Genomic DNA, 19,330 nt, shown 5'->3' with positions numbered 1-19,330 from the left:
ATTCTGACAATTAAAAGAGATCCCATTATATGAATGAGATCTTCTATTTTCACTGTCATTATTCTTTTACATATTTTCCATGGCGCGGCAATGCTATCGAGTCAAAATCCGAGACTAGCAAGTGTAAATTGCTAGTAAGTAAATCTCCCTTCATAGGTAAACCATGTCCAGTTATTGCTACTTTAGGTTTTAAGTTCGAAAGCTTGATTACCGATTCCCTAGCTTTTTCCCAGTCAGGCGTGAGATATCTTGGAGGACCACTTATTTCCTGTTCCTGCGTGAACACCTTATACAAATACTCTTGTTTCACTGTAACAAATGCATCTCCCACTATTAATACCCCGTCTTTCTCTCTAAATAAGGAGATGTGACCCGGGGTATGACCTGGCGTATGAATCCATTGAAAATCATCCATAAAAGGAACTGTTCCATCTGCTGGAAGCGCTTCAACATGGTCTCCTAGATTTATAGCATCCACAGGGAATAGGAAAGACATTTTGGCTACAGATCCTCCTTCTACTGTTGGATCAGGTTTTGGATAGCTTTCTTTACCTGTTAAAAAAGGTAATTCTAGTTCATGAGCATAGACAGGGACATTCCACTTATTTACTAATTCAACTATTGCCCCAACATGATCAAAATGTCCATGGGTTAAGATAATTGCTTTTGGCTTTTTGTTAACACCATATCGTTCTTCTACTGCAGAAATAATTTCATCCGATGAGTAAGGCATACCTGCATCTACTAATACAAAGTCCTCAGAATTAGGTTCGCCAACTAAACAAATATTAACGATTTGAATGGTATGGCAATAAATGTCCGGTAATATCTCGATTCCTATACCACTTCCTACCGAAGTTGCTGGTATATATTTGTAATCGTCACCGTATGATATTGAATTGTCCAAGTAATTCACCCTTTCCTTAACTGCCATTAGCATTTCACCGGAATAGCTTATTTATACTTTTAGCCAACTCTTTAAACTGAATACCTAACTAATCTTAAAAAATCTTGTTCTCCAACTATTTCAATTGGAAGTCCTTGTTGAATCATCCCTTCTACCTTTTGCATTTTGGTGCTTTTTATACCCTGTAAGTATTTGGCTAAGTCATTATCTCCCACTACTAAGTAATTTGTTTGATGATCCACCGCCCCTTTACAAACTGCTCCACAATTCACTGCAAGTTGTGCTGCTTTCGTTCTGGTCATAGAGTGCATTCTTCCGGTGAAAACAATTTGCGCTTTGTAAAATGGATGCTTAGAATTTAGTTCTGCATCTTCCGGTTCTAAAAACTCGATTGTCATGTCTGCTTTATTTTTGCGTTGGGCTGGTTGCTTTTTAGCTTGAATGGATGACTTTATCGTCACATTATGTAGTTTGGCCAGTTGTTTCACTGTACTTGTCTGAGTTCTCTGCAGGGCTTCTAATGTAATAATAGCAGCAGCGCGAGCATCCTCTAAAGCATCGTGATGTCTCAAACTAATACCCAAATAATTCGATACAGTCGATAGCTTATGATTGTATAATTGCGGCCACACTTTTTTGGCAATTCGAAAAGAACATCCATATTCAAAATGTGGAGATGGTTCATGGAATTGACGCAAACATTCTTGTAAAACACCCATATCAAAACTTGCATTGTGTGCAATAATAACTTGACCTTCAATAAGATCTTTCATGTTCGGCCAAAATTCCTCAAAGGTTGGTGCTCCATGCACCATATGTTCAGTAATTCCATGAATTTTTGTATTATAATAATGGAATTCACTTAACGGATTTATTAAGGATTGTATTTCTCTATATATTTTCCCGTTCTTTACTTGTACGATTCCTACTGAACATACACTAGAACGAAGATTATTGGCTGTTTCAAAATCGATAGCTATAAAGTCCATTTACTTCACCTCATTTAGTTAGATCGTCTCTCATTATCTCATAATAGAATACAAAGAAGAACCTCTCCAATTAGAGAGGCTCTATCCGTTATCTTAAAATTAATATAGTCTATTAGTTGGAGGGATATCATCTAGTTTCTTTTGAAATTCCAACTTTTCTTCGTGTTGATCATGAGAAAGTCTTTCCTCTTCTTCCTCTTCCACTAATTCACCCCCATAAGCCGCTGGACCTAGATTCGGATCTGCTCCTGGTGAGTGAGCACCGTATGATTTTTCTTCGATTGTAATGCTCTCGTCAATAGTCGGACGAGACTCTCTTACTTCTTTATCTTCCTGCATAGAGTGACCAATATGATTTTCTTCTCTTGCTAAGTATGGGTCAGTGGCAAAAGTTTCTCCACGTGCAAAGCGGTCCTGTGGTTCATCAAAGCGCCCATCAGTTTCGTTTACAAACTCATTGTTAGAAGGTGTAAAACCTTGCTCTTTAGCATATTCACTAATCGGCTCTTCGTTTTCCATGAAACGGTTTTGTACAACATCTGTACCTACTGTATCTGTATACTCTTGCTCAAATTCATTCTCATGAGTACCGTATACCATTGGTTCATCATTATGTGTTAAAACATCTGTGTAGAGAACAATACTTCCTCTTGCCACCTCTTCAGCATATTTTGTTCTTTCTTCTTCACTTAGATCTAATTTACGTAAACCTTCCGCTACTGCATCTTCTCCAGTAAACCAAGATTTGAACTTATCCATAAATGTTCCAGCCTCATGTGTAGAAACTTCTGAGTGACGACTAAGTGTATTTAAGTGAGCATTTTCAGTTGAAATTACATGTATATCGCTTTCTGCATAACCTTGATTTTGTAGGGCTTCCAATTTATCATACATTTCTTCTTCGGTACGAGCAATTTCAATTCGTCTATTCGATTCAATGTTCATGGTGTTGCCTCCTCAAAATTTATTGTGTTATTCTTTCCTTACCCTTCTTAAGTTATAACTTAAACACAATGCAGCTAATGTTAATCGATTTGTAATGTAACAGTAATTATTCAAGTACATAAAGGTTATTGATAGAAGTGATAAATATTATAGGAAAAACCGAGCAAAATATGAGGCCCTTGTACGTCAAAACCTGTTTATATCGTTTTCAAAGAGCGTTGGACAGCCGTATTGCTATAAGATTACCGTTTGATTTTTAAAGAGGCTAGTCGTGACTGACGTCACGACTAGCCTCTTTTTCTCGATATTTTTATGGCTTTTAACTGCCCATCTTCCTTCTACAACTTAAAAACAGGTTAGTTCGTTTTTGGATAACTAGAAAAAAGAAAATCTCCTATTTCTGTAGAAGCTCACGAAGATGCAATTTCGTTCGCTTCTTTATTTAGGTATCACTTACTATTTCTCTTTAACTCCACTGGATTATAGGGAATCCTTTTTCTTCCTCCCTCTTTGCAGAATAGTATCGCTAATTAAAAAGACAATCTTATCGTGCAGTAGTACTCACTTAATTGATTGTAGTGAAATAGGCGACACCAATGGGAACAACGTGAGCTGAAAGCACCGCAGGAGCATATGTTTTCGTAGTGACGAGGAGATTGAAGCCGTGCCCACGGAGACCAACAGATTGTTGGTAACAAAGGCATTGCCAAAAGACGTGGCTCTCTTAGCCTTTGTTCTCCACATGTAGCGGAAATCAGTAGTATTATTCATTTCATTCTTAAATGTTATGCAAATCCAGTGTTCATGCTGTATTTTTATATACTTTCTTATCTTGTCAAAAAAAAGCCTTAAAGGACGATATTCATCGTCTCTCAAGGCTTTTAAACTCTATTTTATATCGCTAAACTCTTGTGTATCCCCATCAGAGAACTCAATTTCTAGCTCAAACTCTTTATAATCCTCTACTCCAAATGCTTTAGTAACCTTTTCAATCACTTCTTCTTTGCTCATATCTTTTGTTAGTGCAAGTTCTTTAAAGATTGGCTCTAACTCTGCATAAGCCTCGTCACCAGAAAGTTTTTTTGACTCTGTTTGGTTTGTATACTCCGCTTCTGTTTCGGAGACATCAATATCAAAAGAAGCATCAACGGCATCCTTCTGATCTACCGTGTCTATATCTAAATCAAATGACTGAAAACCAAATTCACTTTGAGCGGTCTCTTTGTCAGGTGCTTCACTTACTTCTTCCTTGTCTCCACAAGCCCCTAATATTAAAACAGATGACATAATTACACTACCAAGTAATGAATATTTTTTTACTTTCATTTTAAGCACTCCTTCATTTTCGTATGAAATTGGTTTCTATTTAGAGTTATCTCCATTTTCCTAAGAAATAAACTACTCACGAGTAATTATCCAGGAAAACGTTCCTCACTGGCCGATGTTGATTTAGTATTTCGTTTATTTTTTTCATCTTTTACCTTTTCATTCAACTCTTCTACCGGTATAGGATCCACTGTATTCATATCTTCATCTGTATCGAATATACTTTCTTTTTCGGTATTTAATAGATCCGGATTATCCATAATACGTCCGGAAATATCTTGTTTCTCTTTATCTGTTGGATGCTTTTTCGTCATTTCTTCCACTCCTCTTTAATGTGTTTTAAATTGTTTATCCTTATTTTCAATTACTAAACATCTTACCTTGTTTGTTTAACTTCAAAAAATATGGGAAAACAATTTATAACAAATAATTTGAGGAGGAAACGAACTTATGAATAAAAACAAAATGGCAATCACCGCTTTAGGTCTTGGAGCTGCATTTTTGATGAGAAATAAAGGATCACGGGACAAAATAGCAAAACAATTCGAAAGTTTTACGAATACTCCTATTCGAGGAACCAAAACAAATCAAACAACTAGTAACTCTTCCAAAGACAAGGGTATTTTAGGTGGACTATTTAGTTAGACCTTTAATAGAAATCTTATGATCGCTACTATTAAATTTGATGCTGAAAGCCGACCTTCCAATAGAAAGTCGGCTTTCAATTTGTCCTTCTTTTGCAAATTCCACACATAGCTGTTTTGCACTAAGATTGTATAACTCCATAAACAATAAAAAGAGTAGACAATTTCTCTCTACTCCCTATATAGCACAAGAGACCTAAAAAAATTAATAATCAGAATTTACTTATAATATTAAAAGGTCACCGCTTATTAAAATTCAATAGACGGCGACCTTTTATTTTCCAACTATTTTGCTTGATAATACGCTGTTAAATCATTATAGTACTTGTTTAAAGAAGAGGTGGAAACATCAAAAGCCTCTGCAATCTCTTTAATCGTCATATCAAACGGTTCAAATAACCCATTTTCCTGACCAAATCGAATGGCTCCAGCAGCAATCGCTACTTCTTTACGTGCATTTGGCTGTTGCTCCACTAAATAGTCCTCAACTATTTCAATAAAGTTACCATACTCACGATTATTTTTCTCTAAGAAATCGATTGCAACCTGTAAAACTCCCACTTCAAAGTTTGTATACTCTCCGCCTTCATAGCCATTTTGTCCAAGTAGTTTCCACAGAGTTGCTCCCAGTTCCTTTAAAAAGGCCGATGCAGAAAGTTTTTCTTGTTTTTCAAATTGTTTTTCTACACTATCAAAAACGTTCTGGTGATCGACAGGGAAGAAAACTAAGCTAGAAATAGCTAAATAATGATTTTCTTCGGCAGAGCTATCCGGTAAGATGAAGCAGTACACATGAACTCCAACAGGCACCGGCTTATCACTTTCTCGTCTAAGTTGAATGCTTTCTTTTGTGAGTATGTGTGAAACCGTCATATAGTGCTCATTTACTTCAATCACTTTCCCTACAAAAACCTGCGGCTCGTTCCACTGGTTTAATACACTTAGTGTAGAAGGTCGTACCATTATTTTCTTCTGCTTTTTAAGATAACCTAACCATATTTCCTGTTTGTAATGGAAAAAGAACTCGTCCATTACAATAGCTTCAATCATTTCTAAGTCTAAATAATCACCTATTACTTTGCTCCAAGCACTCACAAGATCCGCATAATCTTCCATATCCTTACGTTCTGGATAGTGATCATAAAAGGATTGTAATATTCTTTCCAATTCCTCTGTTTGTACCTCTTCTATAGAATCATTCTGCTTCGACTCGCAGCACTTTTTATATTTTTTTCCACTACCACATGGACAAGGATCATTTCGACCTACCATATATAACACTTCCTTCTCTTTTGGTAAGTGCTTATTTTAACATGAAATCAAGCAAAATTTAAGGTTTAGTCTAAAATAGATAGGAAAACAAATAACATTTTTATAAATATTTCAAAAAATATCTAGCAAATCTGTGTGTAACTAAGATTTCCTCCGCAAAATAGGGTATACTTAACATAGGAGTCTGTAAATGTCGAGGAGGTATGGAATATGTCAGTTGCTAGTGAAGCGTCTCAAGTGAACTTAGATTTTCTTATTAACGATTTAGGTCTCAAGCAAGTGTCGAATACAGCATTGTTCCGTAAAGGGAATATTTTAGTTCTATCACCATCTGTTCAAAACAAATCGAATACGTTTGAGTTAGGTGAATCCCTAATGAAAAAGTTCAATCCTGAAACAGACGAGGGATACTTATTAATACGTATAAAAGAAAAGTTTTTGATGGCTAAGTTGCACCCGTTTCAACGTAAAATGATGACAAAGGATACGGAAAAGAGTACAAAAAGTAAACCGTCTTTTTGGAAATTTAATGTAATAGAGTCCATCATTCCGCGTATAGAAAATAGCGGTGATCGTGAGTTAACTTATAAAATTCAAGCCCCAACGAAGCAACAACTAACTACCTTTTTCAATAAAAAGTAAAAAAACTCAAGTACTTGGAGAATTCAGTCCATGTACTTGAGTTTTTTGTTTAGCTATCGAGCTTACGATACTTTTTCGTGTATAACTAACAACGTTTTTTAATGAAGTTCTTTCTGTATACTAAACTAATATTTTTCCAACTCCCGTGTAAATCGTTTGAAATTAGCCATATTAAGTTAGATCGAACAAATGGAGAGGAGTTTTTACATGGGAAGAGACGATAAAAAAGGTAGAAGTAACAACAAAGATTCATTACCTCAAACGCCTAAAAACCTTAAAATCAAACCAAACGAAATTCAAGAAGAATTTGCCAAGGAATTTGAAGAACTAAATAAAACTGCTCCGAAGGTCAAAAGAAAATAAGCACCAGGAAACCCACTTCTATAGGTGGGTTTCCTAGTGCTTTTATTTGAAAATACTAAAACTTCAAGGTTTCTTTTACATATTGCTTCACTTGCTCGGAAGTTTGCATAGATAGTGCCTTTTCCGTAATCTGTTTCATCTCTAGCTGTGTAAGCTGATTTATCTGATTTCTTGCTTTTAGCATGGAAGGAGCGCTCATGGAGAACTCATCTAACCCTAAACCAACCAATAATGGAATGGCAATTGTATCTCCTGCCATTTCACCACACATACCTGTCCACTTTCCTTGAGCATGCGAAGCATCGATTACCATTTTAACTAAACGTAAAATAGCTGGATGATAAGGTTGGTATAAATAAGCAACAGACTCGTTCATTCGGTCTGCAGCCATTGTATATTGGATTAAATCATTGGTTCCAATACTGAAAAAGTCCACTTCTTTAGCAAATTGATCAGCTAATATGGCAGTCGAAGGTATTTCTACCATAATACCAATTTCTATTTGCTCTGATACAAGTGTACCTTCCTGTTGAAGCTGTTCTTTCTCTTCTAGTAATAATTTTTTCGCTTCTCTAAACTCTTCTAGAGTCGCAATCATTGGAAACATTATTTTAAGATTACCAAAGGTACTTGCTCGTAATAATGCACGTAGTTGAGTTCTAAAAATTGTTTGTTCCTCTAAGCACAGTCGAATTGCTCGGAAGCCAAGGAATGGATTCATTTCTTCTGGAAGATTTAAATATGGAAGTTGCTTGTCTCCTCCAATATCTAATGTTCGAACAACAACGGGCTTATCACCCATTTTTTCAAGCACTTGCTTATATGCTTGGAATTGTTCTTCCTCTGTTGGTAAAGTATCTCGTTCCATATACAAAAACTCGGTACGATATAGCCCTACTCCTTCACCACCGTTTTCAAGGACGCTTTCGACGTCTTTGGGAGTTCCGATGTTTGCAGCAACTTCCACTTGTATACCATCTAATGTGATAGTTTTCTTATTCTTTAGCAAGGAGAGTTGCTTCTTCTCTGCTTCTTGTTCATTTCTTTTTTCTACATAGCTCTCTACAACATCGGTAGGAGGATTTATAAGGACTTCCCCATTATCTCCGTCCACAACGATTAAATCACCTTGTTTAATTGCAGATGTAGCGTTTTTTGTACCAACAACGGCAGGAATCTCTAATGAGCGAGCCATAATGGCTGAGTGAGAAGTGCGACCTCCCATGTCAGTTGTAAATCCTTTAGCAAATGCTCTATTCAGTTGAGCAGTATCTGAAGGTGCCAAATCTTTGGAAATGATAATAACTTCTTCATCTATTAATCCAATATTCGGGACCTCAACCTCTAATAACCTTGCAATTACTCGTTTCGTTACATCCCGTATATCCGCTGCTCGCTCACGCATATATTCGTTATCCAGCTGTTCAAACATGACAATTAATGTATCTGCCGTTTCTTGTAAAGCAGTTTCTGCATTTACTGCTTCGTCATTTACTTTACTTTCTACTGCACCTAGTAACTCTGGGTCACTTAGTACAAGTAAATGCGCATCAAAAATTGCGGCGTTTTCTGTCCCTAAGTCAACCTCAGCACGGTCACGTATCTTTTGAAGCTCTAATTTGGCAGCATTTACAGCTTCATGAAATCGAGTAATTTCTTCTTTTTTATTCGTTACTGTACTTTTTGTCACCGTTAAATCTGGTTCTGTCATCAGGAATGCTTTTCCAATGGCTATACCACTGGATGCAGCAATTCCTTTTAATATTTCTGTCATGATTAAATAATCCCTTCAGTTTTTAGAAAGCTTTCAATTGCTTCTAGTGCTTCTTGTTGATCAGTACCTTCTGCAAATATAGAAATACTTCCGCCTTGACCAACACCAAGTGACATAACACCAAGAATCGATTTAAGGTTAACCCTTTTCCCTTTATACTCCATAAATACATCTGAAACAAATTTTGAAGCTGTTTGAACAAGTCCTGTTGCTGGTCTTGCATGAATTCCTGATTCTGCCACTACTGTATACGTATGATTTGTCATAATAATCTTCTCCCTTTAATTGTTTTATTTTTTGCTTTTCTTTATTGCAATTTCTTCATATTGCTTTTGAATCATTTCAAATAAACCTGTACCTGGTTCAATACCTGTCGTTCTTTCAATCGTAAACTGTAATCCTTTTTGTTCAATCATCAATTGTATTTCGTTTGCTTCTGGATCTTCTTTAAAGTCATAGTGTAAAGCTGCTGCTATTCCTCTAGTTAAGTATAAAGGATTCTCACTAAACATTTCTACATATTTGGTCGCAGGACGGACAAGTCGATCATTTTTTTTAAGTTTACGCATCGGTGAACGTCCTACTCTTGTAGTATCATCTGAAATATATGGATTAGCAAAACGATTTATGATTTTTTGTACGTAGTCAGCATGTATTTTTTCATCAAACGAGTAAGTTGCAGTCAGATATCGACCAGTCTCCTTTAGTACTTGCTCAACCATTTCTCTAATTTCACTATTTTCAAGAGCTTCATGCATGTTACGTATCCCTGCCAAATAACCAAAATAGGCAACAACTGCGTGACCTGTATTAACAGTAAACAATTTACGTTCTATAAAAGGTTCTAAATCTTGAACAAATGTTACTCCATGTATTGGGGGAGTAGCACCTTTAATCTCAGACTCATCTACAACCCACTCGTAAAACGGTTCCACTGTTACTGCTAATTTATCAATATTAGTCTGGTTGGGGACAATTCGATCTACCGCTGCATTTGGAAAGCTATAATACATGTCAAATTGAGTTTTCTCCTCATTCGTCAGCTCTTCGAATATCTTTTCTTTTAAAAAGGCACTTCCACCAATCATATTTTCGCACGCAATAATCGTTAGTGGGTTTTTCGATTGTTCTAGACGTTTTTTCAATCCAGTAGCTAATAATCCCGCTATTAGGGGAAGTATATTTGGTCCTACTGCAGCGGTAATAACATCTGCATTTGCTACCTCGTCTACGACAAGTTCTGGATCCTTTAAACTGTTAATCGCATATACATTTTCAACGGTTAACTCTTTCCCAGATGCCTCCGCAAGCTTTACAGTATACTGTTTCTTCTCATTCAATAAATTAACGATTTCTGCATTTACATCTACAAAACATGTTTTATATCCCGATTGGTGCAATAATAAACCGATAAATCCCCTACCAATATTACCTGCTCCAAAATGAACAGCATTCATATTAGTTCACTCCTTCAAAAAAGGACAAAATATCGTTAGGTGAAGTTGCTTTAACTATCTTCTCTACATTCTCTTCTTCTGATACAGTAATTGCAATATTAGATAATATATCCAAGTGATCATTGCCTTTACCAGCAATACCAAAAATCAATTTCACAATATTACCATCTCCAAAATCTACTCCATTTGGAACTTGAATAATAGTAATGCCGGTTTCCTTCACTTCTTTTTTTGCATCATCAGTACCATGTGGAATTGCTACGAAATTGCCCATAAAAGTGGAGGTCATTTCTTCTCTTTCTAACATTTTTTCTATATAACCAGTCTCCACATAACCTTTGTCTACTAACATTTGACCCGCTAGTCGGATTGCTTCTTCCTTAGTAGCTATTTGTTGATTAAGTAAAATATTTTCTGCTGATAAAATTGGTAATGTCATTGTATTACGCCTCCATTAGTTTATATTTTCTTTAATAAATACTTCAAATTCTTCTGCTAAAAATGAATGAATTTGAGCTTCTTCCCCTGTTTCAAACAAGTGGATATTTTGTTCATTCTGAATGATTAAAGTACTGATCAAACTTAGAACCTCTAACCCTGCTGTGAGAAATGATTTAGGTGATAATAATACAAGTAGTGTGTCCACTTCTACATCACTACCATCCATGCCTTTTATACAAATAACGTGGTCAAGTTTGTGAATAGTGAACGATGGCTTTTGTACGTTCTCATGGCGCGTATGATAGAGTGCAAGTTTAGTTCCTGGAATCCCAATACCACCATTTTTTTCTCTCTCGAGTAAGGCTTCTACTACTATTTCTTTTTCTGTAATGACTTGTCTAGACTCCAAGTTCTCACATATCCGCTGCATATATTGCTTTACGGTAAGTTGGCCTTTTAGCAACGTAAGTTGAAAATTAGTTAATACATTTAACATTACACCTGAGTATTCGTGTACCTTTGCTATTTTTTCTGTTAGTACATCTGCATTTGGATTACTTTCTTTTGCGAGTGGAGAAGGTTTTTGTATGAGCATTTTCCTTCTTGCATATAGCTGGACTTGGTTAATCTCTTCTGTTGTTAAAAAAGGGTTAACCATAATATACTCCCTTTGAAAATCCTGCAAGTAGATGGTGGAAACGATAAGATCCCTATCCGTTATAGTAGTCGCAAGCTTGTTTAGGTCAAATACAGAAATATTAGCTACCTCTGAAATTTCTTGAATTTCTCGAAGTAATCGTGAAGCTAGTAATTTAGAGGTTCCAATTCCACTAGAACAAATAATATATGCCTTTAGGTCTCCCTTACCTAATACCCCAATTAAAGCAGATCCAAAATGCATTACTAAGTATCCAATTTCTTCGTTTGGAACTTGGAGCTTTGGAAAAACTTTACGAGTAGCCGTTTTTACTTGCTCAAACAAATCCTTATAATTCGTTTGTATTTCATCTAGTAAGGGATTAGCTATGCCCATATTTTGCTCTATACGATAGATTGCAGGCTTTAAATGAGTAACGAGACCTTCCAGAAGGGAAGCATTGTCAGATAAAGAAAAGCTAGTTTGCTTTTCCATCTCCCTGACCAAACTTTTAGCCTGTCTATATAACTCTAAATTGGAAGACTCCACTAAAACCCCTTCTTGTTGACGAAGTTTGGAGCCTTGAAGATGCATTGTTATATAGCCTACTTCTGCTTCTGGGATATCCACCTGGAAACGGTCCATTAACATACTGATAATTTTTTGGGCTATAGGATATTCTGGCTCAAGCGAAATCTGCTTTAAATACGCTTCATCAATCGTAATGTTTTCTCCTTGCAAAATACGTTCAATAGCGAGTGCAAGGTGAACGATTAACGCAACATAAGCACTATCTGTCATCGACAAAGAGAAGTCTGGATAAAGGTCCTTCATCGCCTCTTCAATCATCCCTAACTTTTCTCGGTCGACAAGGTGCATTAGTCTTTCAGAAATTGGATCTTCATACTTGCTTGATTTTTGATGAATCTTTTCTTTTATTAATGAAAATAATCCCTCTTCCTTCAAGGTTTTCGAAAGTGCATAACTAATTGCTCTACGTTTTGCCTTTTCCGTCCCTGATAGTTCAACTCCATATCCTCTTTTCTTCAAGATTGAAAGTTGGATAGGCTGTAATTGTTCCTCTAGTTTCATCAAATCGGCACTGACTGTTGAAATGGAAACGCCCAAATCTTTTGAGAGTGAATAGAGCTTTACAGGTTCAGTTGATTCATACAAAATACATAGGATTAATGTCAGTCTTTCCTCCAGTGTATATTCTCTTTGTGTGAACTTTTTAAGCTGTTGAACCAATTCTTGCTTTCTTTGTTCATCCCCTATAATCTGTACACCGACTCCTGATTTTCTAACTAGTTCAAGTTGATAGGAGTCTAAAATAGTTTGGATATTATTTAAATCTCGTTGAATAGTTCGAGAACTCACATCTATTCTTTTGGATAATTCTTTAATCGTTATTTCTTCCTTTTCTATTATCAAAGCTTCCATAATCATCTTTTCTCTGCTCGAAATAAATATTGTCAACACCTCATTCCTAACGATCCAAATCATTGGCAAAACTCAGCCTATGAAATAGGCCGAGTCTCGGATGTGTCTCTATTTTAACAAGAAAGTATATGCATTACTTAGAATCTGTTCAGGACTCTAGCACTTTCGCTTTTCTTATTTTAGTTGTTCAATTAGTTCATCGTATTTTGGACTATTTAAGAAATTTTCTACAGAAATATGGTATGCATTTGGCACTTGATCTTTTGCTCGACTCGTCAAATCCTTATGCGTAATAACTACTTTTGCATCTGCTGGAAGGTTGCTAATAGCAGTATTTGTTACCGATACATCAAGTCCCTCTTTTTTCATTTTATTTCTTAAGATAGATGCTCCCATTGCACTGGAGCCCATTCCCGCATCACACGCAAATATAATATGTTTTACATTTGCAAGGGAAGTTTCTTGCATAGAGTCAACTGTTGTCGTTGGTTTTATAAATTCTGCTGCTCTACTTTCTGACCCTTTTAGTGAAGAAGTTTTTTCTGTTGCTTTAACTAAATCTTCCTCCGCTATATCTTTAGACGTTTTAAGAATAAGAGATGCGATCAGGAAGGATACGGCAGTTGCAACTACTACGGCTAATATAACTCCTATATGACTTCCTTTTGGAGTTAACGCTAATATAGAGAATATACTTCCTGGTGAAGGTGCTGCCACTAGACCTGCATTGAATAATTGCAGTGTAAAGATACCAGAAGCTCCACCGGCAATAGCTGCTACAAGTAGGAATGGCTTCATCAAAATATAAGGGAAGTAAATTTCATGAATTCCACCTAGGAAGTGAATAATTACTGCTCCAGGTGCAGTTTGTTTCGCTGCTCCTTTTCCAAAGACCATGAAAGCAAGTAAAATTCCAAGACCAGGTCCTGGATTTGACTCCAATAAGAATAGAATTGACTTACCTGCATCTGCAGCCTGCTCAATACCTAAAGGACCTAATATCCCATGATTAATCGCATTATTTAAGAATAATACTTTGGCTGGTTCTATGAAAATACTTGCAAGTGGTAAGAGACCTGCATCAAATATGAATTGAACTCCAGCTGCAAGAAAATCTGTTAACGCATTAACTGCTGGCCCTATCAATTTGTATGCGACTAATGTTAGGAATCCACCAATAATACCTGCTGAAAAGTTATTTACGAGCATTTCAAAACCAGCTTTTATTTTACCCTCTACTAGTTTATCAAACTGCTTGATAACCCAACCACCTAGTGGACCAACTATCATCGCACCAAGGAACATTGGGATTTCTGCTCCAACGATTACTCCCATCGTTACAGTTGCACCAACTACACCACCTCGAATACCGTGAACGAGACGACCACCCGTAAACCCAATTAAGATTGGCAATAAGTAATTGATCATAGGACCGACTAGCTCTGCAAAATCTTCACGAGGCCACCATCCTGTTGGTATAAATAATGCTGTTATAAGACCCCATGCGATGAATGCGCCGATATTCGGCATAATCATCCCACTTAAAAAACTACCAAAACGCTGGACTTTAACCTTGAATCCTGTCTGTTCTGTGTTCATTTTAGCAATCCTCCCCTTGATTTTATTAAAGTTTCTTGTTGTCTCTCATATTAAAGCGTTTACATTTAATATTCAATAAAATGAAAACGCTATCATGTCGTCTTTAATGATGCCAAAATCGAAGTTGATTGGTTGTCATATTTTCTAAAACCACTGATTTCTCTAAAGACTGTTTTGTTTTTCCTACATTAAAACCTAAACTACCTTGAATTGAAACTATTTTGTTGACCGGACGTATTATAAACGAGGTGATAGTAATGATAGATTCAAAGGATTGGTTACAATCTGAGCTTTTAAGAATAGAGGCCTGGGAAAAGGATCAAGGCGATTTATGGTTTTGGGAAAAAATTGGACGATTACCTTTTAAAATAATGGACAAGTGGACTCCAAAATTTATACAAACAAAAATGGGTACTTTACTTGATGAGCTTGGCCAATATATCCAAACGGGCGGCAGTTATTTGAGTTCAACTTCCAAGATCAAGTCCTATTATCCAAATATGGGTATTGATAGCGTTGAGGACGTAAACAGATTGCCTGTTTCAACAATGGACAAGGCTGTAAAAGGTATAACAAAAAACAGAAAAAATATTGCTACCATTCAAGGTGCTGGAACAGGTATTGGAGGTATTTTTACATTGTCACTTGATATTCCTTTCCTGTTAGGTTTACAACTAAAAACATTGCAGGATATTGCCATTTGTTATGGCTATGACCCGAATGATAAGAAGGAACGGTTGTTCATTATTAAATCACTTCAATTTATTTCTTCCGACATTGTTGGCAAACAAGTTATCTTGGCTCAGCTTTCCAAGTTTGATAGTCAAGACGAAGAAACAAAACGGGAGGTTTTATCGGAGCTGCAAGGCTGGCGTGAGGTTGTATTATCCTATAGAGATCAATTCGGATGGAAAAAAATGTTTCAGATGATTCCAATTGCCGGCTTAGTTTTTGGAGCATTTATTAATCGTTCCGCGATAAATGATATAGGTGAAGCTGGAATGATGCTTTATCGAAAACGAAGAATTGTGGAAAGATTAAACAAAGATAATACTAGCAACTTATTAAGCTAAACTTTTGTTACTACTATTTTACCCATCAGTTTAAATCGCATAAAAAGAGACCTTTTTTAACATCAAAAAGGTCTCCGGGAAAATAAAGAGGAACATCAAAGTTCGATAACTTGAGGTTCTTCTCCTTTTGTATTCATTAATCGCATTTGGGTAGGTGTAACTTTCAAGATTAAAAGGTCCGGATCCTCTGGGCCTTCGAACCAGCCTTTAAGAGCTTTGTTCCACACTTTTTCTTTCATCGCTTCATCATCTGATTCGATAACTGTTCCTTCAATTTCTAAAAAGCTATCTCCTAATCCATGCCCATCATAACCTAACAAGATATGCGTATTCGGGTTTTGCTGTAGTTCCTCTGCTTTATGTGTTTTTTTACTTGTTGCTGTATAGAGAGTGAATTCCTCGTTAAAAAATGTCATGTAACGAGAATGTGGTTTGTTGTGTTGAACTGTTGCCATTGTACCAATCATATTTTTATCTAAGATTTTTAGTGCTTCCTCTTTTGCGTTCTTTGCCATGAATATCCTCTCCTTCAGTGTATTCTCTGTTCTATTATTCCTTTGACTGATGGAATTAAACATTCACCCAGGAATTACCTACCACATTTTCAAAAATTGATTGGCACGGCTTCTGCCCTTTTCCAGTAACTCGTTTTTCATATCTTCGCTCAGATCAAACTGTGTTGCTTTATAATCCTCTACCGGAATAAATATTATGTTTTTCTCAATTTTTCTGGAGATATATCTTTCATCATGGGCATTTTTCATAGTAGAAAATAATGCTTCAAATAAGTTTAAGCCGTTTGTTATTTTATGAGGTTCCATCTCTTCTGAATTACTACTAAGTTTTAAGCCCAAAATCGGTCTCTCTTTGTTTCCATTATCAAAAATCCACATAGGAAAATTACTTAATACACCACCGTCCACAATTATCGTATCAGTCGACGTCACTTTTAATTTGACGGGTTCAAAGAAAAATGGAATTCCACAGCTCATGCGTAGGGCCCGTGCTATTGGAAAACTAGCTGCTGATATCCCGTAACGCTCTAAATCATCAGGAAGTACCATTATTTTGCCATTCGTAAGATCAGAGGCAACTAACTTCAGCGAACCTGCCTCAATATCAGAAAAAGTATATACTCCCTTTAAAGCCAGCTTTTCTAAAAACCAGTTTTCCAGCGCTTTCCCTTGATATAATCCTAGTCTCCAGTAGAGATTTATCCACTTCATGAAGGGAATTGGTAGAATAGTTTTTCGAGGATCTAAAAGGGTTAATGTGTCTAGTTCACTTAATAACTCTTCTATTTCTTTGCTTGTAAAACCAGCAGCAATAAAACATGCAAGGATAGCACCTGCACTCGTACCGGCTACTCGCTTAAATTTATACCCTTTTTCTTCTATTACTTGATAAGCACCAACTAGTGCATATCCCTTTAATCCACCTCCTGAAAAAACACCATCTATTAACAATGAACGTCCTCCTTTTTCTACCCATTGTTACAATGTAAGAAAAAAAGGAGAGAATTAGAACCTCCGAGCATTTTATGGCGAAAGTAGGTGTTGAAACTTCAAAAAAAAGCCCATTCCAAAACAATAACTGTCTTGTAAATGGGTATGTTGATTAGTATTATGTTATTTATTCTCGTTAGTAGCTTGATCTTTGATTTCATTGTTTTTCTTTTTCTGTCTATTATTATTTTGTACGTAGACCTCTAAATCATCTGGACTGACGTCATAACCGAAACCATATTCTTCTCGGTCTAATGAATTACTCTTGTTGTTTTTATTATTTTTCTTCGTCATGAAATTTCACCTCCATGAAAATAACTTGTGTAAGTTAGGAGGTTTTATTCATTTATTCCGTCAGCTTAACTTGTAGGGATTGAAATGCCTTCTGTACTTTACCTTTTGGGATGGAGTTGTATTGATCTCCGACACTAACCTCGAAACTAACGCTTGATTGGTTTTCTTCTCTGAGATAGCTAGTCAACCCTATACCTGTTTCATAGTAAACCTCTTTAAATATTGTCTCTAATTGTTCTTTTGATCTAGTAATGTGAACATGAAACATATTAGATTGGGGAACAGCTGGTTTAGTTTGTATGAAAGGGCACGAGTTGAATAGTCTTGCTAACTCTTTTGCATTTTCATAATACTGCTCCATTTTTGATATTCTCTGATCAAAATAGTGATTTGCACTTATGATGTACGGATACAAACTTATTAAGTCTCCACCATGTCGTCGTTTCCAGACTTTCGATTGTTGGGTAAACTCCTGATTTCCAGCAAGGATAGCTCCAGCTATTCCTCCAATTCCTTTATAAAATGAAATATATACACTATCAAAAAGTCCACAAACCTCTGACGCAGATTTCTGATAGTACGGGAGGATTTCAAAAAGTCGTGCTCCATCTAAATGCAATCGAATTCCCTTTGCTTGGCAATACTCGGAGATTTCAACAATGGTTTGGTAGTCAGGAAGCTGACCACCAATCTCTCGTTGGGGAAGTTCTAATAATAGACAAGCTATTTCTTGATCTAAATTTAGAACATCTTCTAATTCCATTAAGCCAGATTCATCACCTAATAATAATGTATCAATATGATGCATTTCCTTTAGTCCATCTGCTTCATGAATTTCTAAATGACTTAGTGGATGGTATGCTACTCTCTTAATACCCTTTTCATCGCACCAAATTCGTAGAGCTATTTGTTGAGCCATTGTGCCACTTGGGAAGAATACGGCTGACTCTTTCCCTAAATATGTAGCCATTTTCTTTTGAAACATCTCAATAATTTCACCATTTCCGTACATATCACTGTCTTGTTGGTCATCTATGTGTTCAAAGGCTTCTTTTAGAATTTGTATATTTCTTCTTCCATTTCCGGCTATTTGATACTGCGTTTGCTTAAATACTTCCACTAACGACATGCTTTCAGTCATATTTCCCCTCCTGAAACTCAATTGTCTATTTATTTTAGCACTACAGCAGGAATATTATTAGCATTACTTATTCTGTGTTCAATCGCTGCATTTATATACGCTTTAAAAATGCGTTTTGATGGCTCGTCCCCGTCAACCGCAAACTCTTCTGGATGCCATTGGAAGCCAAATACGAAACTATGATTCTTACTTTCTACACATTCAACAATCCCGTCCGTTGCTCTCGCAATAACTTCCAATCCTTGACCCACTTTGTTGACTGCTTGATGATGGAACGAATTCACTCTAAATTCTTCTTCCTGTAATAAGTCATATATTCGACTATCTTTTTTCAGTGTTACAGGATGTGATCTATGCGTCCGAACTGCCTTTTGTAAATGCTGCATGACCGGCTCTTCTCGCTGTGAATGAATGGACTGATACAGTGAACCACCTTGGACAATATTCAACATATGCAAACCGCGACATACCCCAATATAAGGTTTGTCTAAATCCAACATTTTTTTAATAAGTTTATACTCCATTTCATCCAATTCAGGTGTAATTTGTTTTAAATGTACATGAGGATTTTCATTATAATAACTTGGATCAATATCCTCGCCTCCTGTAACAAAAAGGCCATCTAATCTTTTACTAAGTTCTTCTATATCATCCTCCGGAACTAAAGGAATAAGTATAGGTATCCCACCAGCTTGTATAATTGCATTTGCATAGACTGGAGGCATATAATAACAGCCATCTTCTAGCACTTCTGTTGTAATTCCTATTATTGGTTTCATATATATTCTCTCATCTCTTTTTAAGTGTTTTCTTTTTACATACCCGTATATTAATCTGGAAAAACGTAACCGACTATTCCGACAAATATTTAGTTTATA

Annotated in this window: 21 protein-coding genes; 4 read left to right on the top strand and 17 right to left on the bottom strand. The window is 36.2% G+C overall.

Going from position 1 to position 19,330, the window contains the following annotated elements:
* Positions 1–58: 58 nt before the first annotated feature.
* The 5 genes from MHI40_RS02350 to MHI40_RS02330 all read right to left on the bottom strand — a co-directional run bounded on the left by MHI40_RS02350 (position 59) and on the right by MHI40_RS02330 (position 4,481).
* Positions 59–907: an MBL fold metallo-hydrolase gene (locus tag MHI40_RS02350; protein ID WP_340761360.1), complete on the bottom strand. Its 849-nt coding sequence runs from the start codon at positions 905–907 to the stop codon at positions 59–61.
* A gap of 71 nt (positions 908–978) precedes the next feature.
* The gene (locus tag MHI40_RS02345; RefSeq protein WP_340761359.1) at positions 979–1,896 is read right to left on the bottom strand and encodes an exonuclease domain-containing protein; all 918 of its coding nucleotides are present in this window, start codon (positions 1,894–1,896) and stop codon (positions 979–981) included.
* A 99-nt stretch (positions 1,897–1,995) separates the two neighbouring features.
* Entirely contained in the window at positions 1,996–2,841 is an 846-nt protein-coding gene (locus MHI40_RS02340) for a general stress protein (RefSeq protein WP_340761358.1), read from the bottom strand.
* An 888-nt stretch (positions 2,842–3,729) separates the two neighbouring features.
* Entirely contained in the window at positions 3,730–4,167 is a 438-nt protein-coding gene (locus MHI40_RS02335) for a YusW family protein (protein ID WP_340761357.1), read from the bottom strand.
* 86 nt (positions 4,168–4,253) lie between these two features.
* Positions 4,254–4,481 carry a hypothetical protein gene (locus MHI40_RS02330; RefSeq protein WP_340761356.1) on the bottom strand — a complete coding sequence of 76 codons (228 nt, stop codon included), beginning with the start codon at positions 4,479–4,481 and terminating at the stop codon, positions 4,254–4,256.
* A 136-nt stretch (positions 4,482–4,617) separates the two neighbouring features.
* Between MHI40_RS02330 and MHI40_RS02325 the strand changes: the two genes are divergently transcribed.
* Positions 4,618–4,812, top strand: coding sequence for a hypothetical protein (locus MHI40_RS02325; protein WP_093536058.1), 195 nt, complete (start codon positions 4,618–4,620; stop codon positions 4,810–4,812).
* 284 nt (positions 4,813–5,096) lie between these two features.
* On the opposite strand, the gene MHI40_RS02320 is transcribed toward MHI40_RS02325, so the two are convergent.
* Positions 5,097–6,083: an SEC-C domain-containing protein gene (locus MHI40_RS02320; protein WP_340761355.1), complete on the bottom strand. Its 987-nt coding sequence runs from the start codon at positions 6,081–6,083 to the stop codon at positions 5,097–5,099.
* A gap of 210 nt (positions 6,084–6,293) precedes the next feature.
* On the opposite strand from MHI40_RS02320, the gene MHI40_RS02315 reads away from it, so the two are divergent.
* Together MHI40_RS02315 and MHI40_RS02310 are read left to right on the top strand one after the other, a co-directional pair.
* Complete coding sequence (locus MHI40_RS02315) at positions 6,294–6,725, top strand: hypothetical protein (RefSeq protein WP_093536064.1); 432 nt, start codon at positions 6,294–6,296, stop codon at positions 6,723–6,725.
* 207 nt (positions 6,726–6,932) lie between these two features.
* A complete protein-coding gene (locus MHI40_RS02310) occupies positions 6,933–7,088 on the top strand; it encodes a YfhD family protein (RefSeq protein WP_139219902.1) in 156 nt (51 codons plus the stop codon).
* A 55-nt stretch (positions 7,089–7,143) separates the two neighbouring features.
* On the opposite strand, the gene ptsP is transcribed toward MHI40_RS02310, so the two are convergent.
* From ptsP to MHI40_RS02280, 6 genes are all read right to left on the bottom strand, one after another.
* Positions 7,144–8,862 carry a phosphoenolpyruvate--protein phosphotransferase gene (gene ptsP / locus MHI40_RS02305; RefSeq protein WP_340761353.1) on the bottom strand — a complete coding sequence of 573 codons (1,719 nt, stop codon included), beginning with the start codon at positions 8,860–8,862 and terminating at the stop codon, positions 7,144–7,146.
* Between the two features lie 2 nt (positions 8,863–8,864).
* Positions 8,865–9,128, bottom strand: coding sequence for a phosphocarrier protein HPr (locus MHI40_RS02300; RefSeq protein ID WP_340761352.1), 264 nt, complete (start codon positions 9,126–9,128; stop codon positions 8,865–8,867).
* A 24-nt stretch (positions 9,129–9,152) separates the two neighbouring features.
* Positions 9,153–10,319 (bottom strand): mannitol-1-phosphate 5-dehydrogenase, encoded by a 1,167-nt coding sequence (locus MHI40_RS02295; RefSeq protein ID WP_340761351.1) that lies wholly within the window; start codon positions 10,317–10,319, stop codon positions 9,153–9,155.
* 1 nt (position 10,320) lies between these two features.
* Complete coding sequence (locus tag MHI40_RS02290) at positions 10,321–10,758, bottom strand: PTS sugar transporter subunit IIA (RefSeq protein WP_340761350.1); 438 nt, start codon at positions 10,756–10,758, stop codon at positions 10,321–10,323.
* Positions 10,759–10,773: 15 nt separating this feature from the next.
* Positions 10,774–12,903 (bottom strand): BglG family transcription antiterminator, encoded by a 2,130-nt coding sequence (locus MHI40_RS02285; protein ID WP_340761349.1) that lies wholly within the window; start codon positions 12,901–12,903, stop codon positions 10,774–10,776.
* A gap of 111 nt (positions 12,904–13,014) precedes the next feature.
* Positions 13,015–14,439 (bottom strand): PTS mannitol transporter subunit IICB, encoded by a 1,425-nt coding sequence (locus MHI40_RS02280; protein WP_340761348.1) that lies wholly within the window; start codon positions 14,437–14,439, stop codon positions 13,015–13,017.
* Positions 14,440–14,696: 257 nt separating this feature from the next.
* On the opposite strand from MHI40_RS02280, the gene MHI40_RS02275 reads away from it, so the two are divergent.
* A complete protein-coding gene (locus MHI40_RS02275) occupies positions 14,697–15,512 on the top strand; it encodes an EcsC family protein (RefSeq protein WP_340761347.1) in 816 nt (271 codons plus the stop codon).
* A 95-nt stretch (positions 15,513–15,607) separates the two neighbouring features.
* Here the strand turns inward: MHI40_RS02275 and MHI40_RS02270 are convergent, their stop codons facing one another.
* The 5 genes from MHI40_RS02270 to MHI40_RS02250 form a co-directional block, all read right to left on the bottom strand.
* Complete coding sequence (locus MHI40_RS02270; protein WP_340761346.1) at positions 15,608–16,027, bottom strand: pyridoxamine 5'-phosphate oxidase family protein; 420 nt, start codon at positions 16,025–16,027, stop codon at positions 15,608–15,610.
* Between the two features lie 78 nt (positions 16,028–16,105).
* Positions 16,106–16,978 (bottom strand): patatin-like phospholipase family protein, encoded by an 873-nt coding sequence (locus MHI40_RS02265; RefSeq protein ID WP_340761345.1) that lies wholly within the window; start codon positions 16,976–16,978, stop codon positions 16,106–16,108.
* A gap of 162 nt (positions 16,979–17,140) precedes the next feature.
* The gene (locus tag MHI40_RS02260) at positions 17,141–17,311 is read right to left on the bottom strand and encodes a hypothetical protein (RefSeq protein ID WP_340761344.1); all 171 of its coding nucleotides are present in this window, start codon (positions 17,309–17,311) and stop codon (positions 17,141–17,143) included.
* Between the two features lie 52 nt (positions 17,312–17,363).
* Positions 17,364–18,452: a threonine aldolase family protein gene (locus MHI40_RS02255; RefSeq protein ID WP_340761343.1), complete on the bottom strand. Its 1,089-nt coding sequence runs from the start codon at positions 18,450–18,452 to the stop codon at positions 17,364–17,366.
* A 29-nt stretch (positions 18,453–18,481) separates the two neighbouring features.
* Positions 18,482–19,231 (bottom strand): gamma-glutamyl-gamma-aminobutyrate hydrolase family protein, encoded by a 750-nt coding sequence (locus MHI40_RS02250; RefSeq protein WP_340761342.1) that lies wholly within the window; start codon positions 19,229–19,231, stop codon positions 18,482–18,484.
* Between the last annotated feature and the right edge of the window lie 99 nt (positions 19,232–19,330).

It is taken from the genome of Psychrobacillus sp. FSL H8-0510 (genome assembly GCF_038008345.1).
GTDB lineage: Bacteria > Bacillota > Bacilli > Bacillales_A > Planococcaceae > Psychrobacillus > Psychrobacillus psychrotolerans.
This window is presented reverse-complemented; position numbering and strand designations above follow the sequence as displayed.

What these genes read in the sequence shown, in the direction of transcription:
- MHI40_RS02345 (WP_340761359.1), bottom strand. Translation starts at nt 1,896, where the DNA reads ATGGACTTTATAGCTATCGATTTTGAAACAGCCAATAATCTTCGTTCT.
- MHI40_RS02340 (WP_340761358.1), bottom strand. Translation starts at nt 2,841, where the DNA reads ATGAACATTGAATCGAATAGACGAATTGAAATTGCTCGTACCGAAGAA.
- MHI40_RS02335 (WP_340761357.1), bottom strand. Translation starts at nt 4,167, where the DNA reads ATGAAAGTAAAAAAATATTCATTACTTGGTAGTGTAATTATGTCATCT.
- MHI40_RS02330 (WP_340761356.1), bottom strand. Translation starts at nt 4,481, where the DNA reads ATGACGAAAAAGCATCCAACAGATAAAGAGAAACAAGATATTTCCGGA.
- MHI40_RS02325 (WP_093536058.1), top strand. Translation starts at nt 4,618, where the DNA reads ATGAATAAAAACAAAATGGCAATCACCGCTTTAGGTCTTGGAGCTGCA.
- MHI40_RS02320 (WP_340761355.1), bottom strand. Translation starts at nt 6,083, where the DNA reads ATGGTAGGTCGAAATGATCCTTGTCCATGTGGTAGTGGAAAAAAATAT.
- MHI40_RS02315 (WP_093536064.1), top strand. Translation starts at nt 6,294, where the DNA reads ATGTCAGTTGCTAGTGAAGCGTCTCAAGTGAACTTAGATTTTCTTATT.
- MHI40_RS02310 (WP_139219902.1), top strand. Translation starts at nt 6,933, where the DNA reads ATGGGAAGAGACGATAAAAAAGGTAGAAGTAACAACAAAGATTCATTA.
- ptsP (WP_340761353.1), bottom strand. Translation starts at nt 8,862, where the DNA reads ATGACAGAAATATTAAAAGGAATTGCTGCATCCAGTGGTATAGCCATT.
- MHI40_RS02300 (WP_340761352.1), bottom strand. Translation starts at nt 9,128, where the DNA reads ATGACAAATCATACGTATACAGTAGTGGCAGAATCAGGAATTCATGCA.
- MHI40_RS02295 (WP_340761351.1), bottom strand. Translation starts at nt 10,319, where the DNA reads ATGAATGCTGTTCATTTTGGAGCAGGTAATATTGGTAGGGGATTTATC.
- MHI40_RS02290 (WP_340761350.1), bottom strand. Translation starts at nt 10,758, where the DNA reads ATGACATTACCAATTTTATCAGCAGAAAATATTTTACTTAATCAACAA.
- MHI40_RS02285 (WP_340761349.1), bottom strand. Translation starts at nt 12,903, where the DNA reads ATGATTTGGATCGTTAGGAATGAGGTGTTGACAATATTTATTTCGAGC.
- MHI40_RS02280 (WP_340761348.1), bottom strand. Translation starts at nt 14,439, where the DNA reads ATGAACACAGAACAGACAGGATTCAAGGTTAAAGTCCAGCGTTTTGGT.
- MHI40_RS02275 (WP_340761347.1), top strand. Translation starts at nt 14,697, where the DNA reads ATGATAGATTCAAAGGATTGGTTACAATCTGAGCTTTTAAGAATAGAG.
- MHI40_RS02270 (WP_340761346.1), bottom strand. Translation starts at nt 16,027, where the DNA reads ATGGCAAAGAACGCAAAAGAGGAAGCACTAAAAATCTTAGATAAAAAT.
- MHI40_RS02260 (WP_340761344.1), bottom strand. Translation starts at nt 17,311, where the DNA reads ATGACGAAGAAAAATAATAAAAACAACAAGAGTAATTCATTAGACCGA.
- MHI40_RS02255 (WP_340761343.1), bottom strand. Translation starts at nt 18,452, where the DNA reads ATGACTGAAAGCATGTCGTTAGTGGAAGTATTTAAGCAAACGCAGTAT.
- MHI40_RS02250 (WP_340761342.1), bottom strand. Translation starts at nt 19,231, where the DNA reads ATGAAACCAATAATAGGAATTACAACAGAAGTGCTAGAAGATGGCTGT.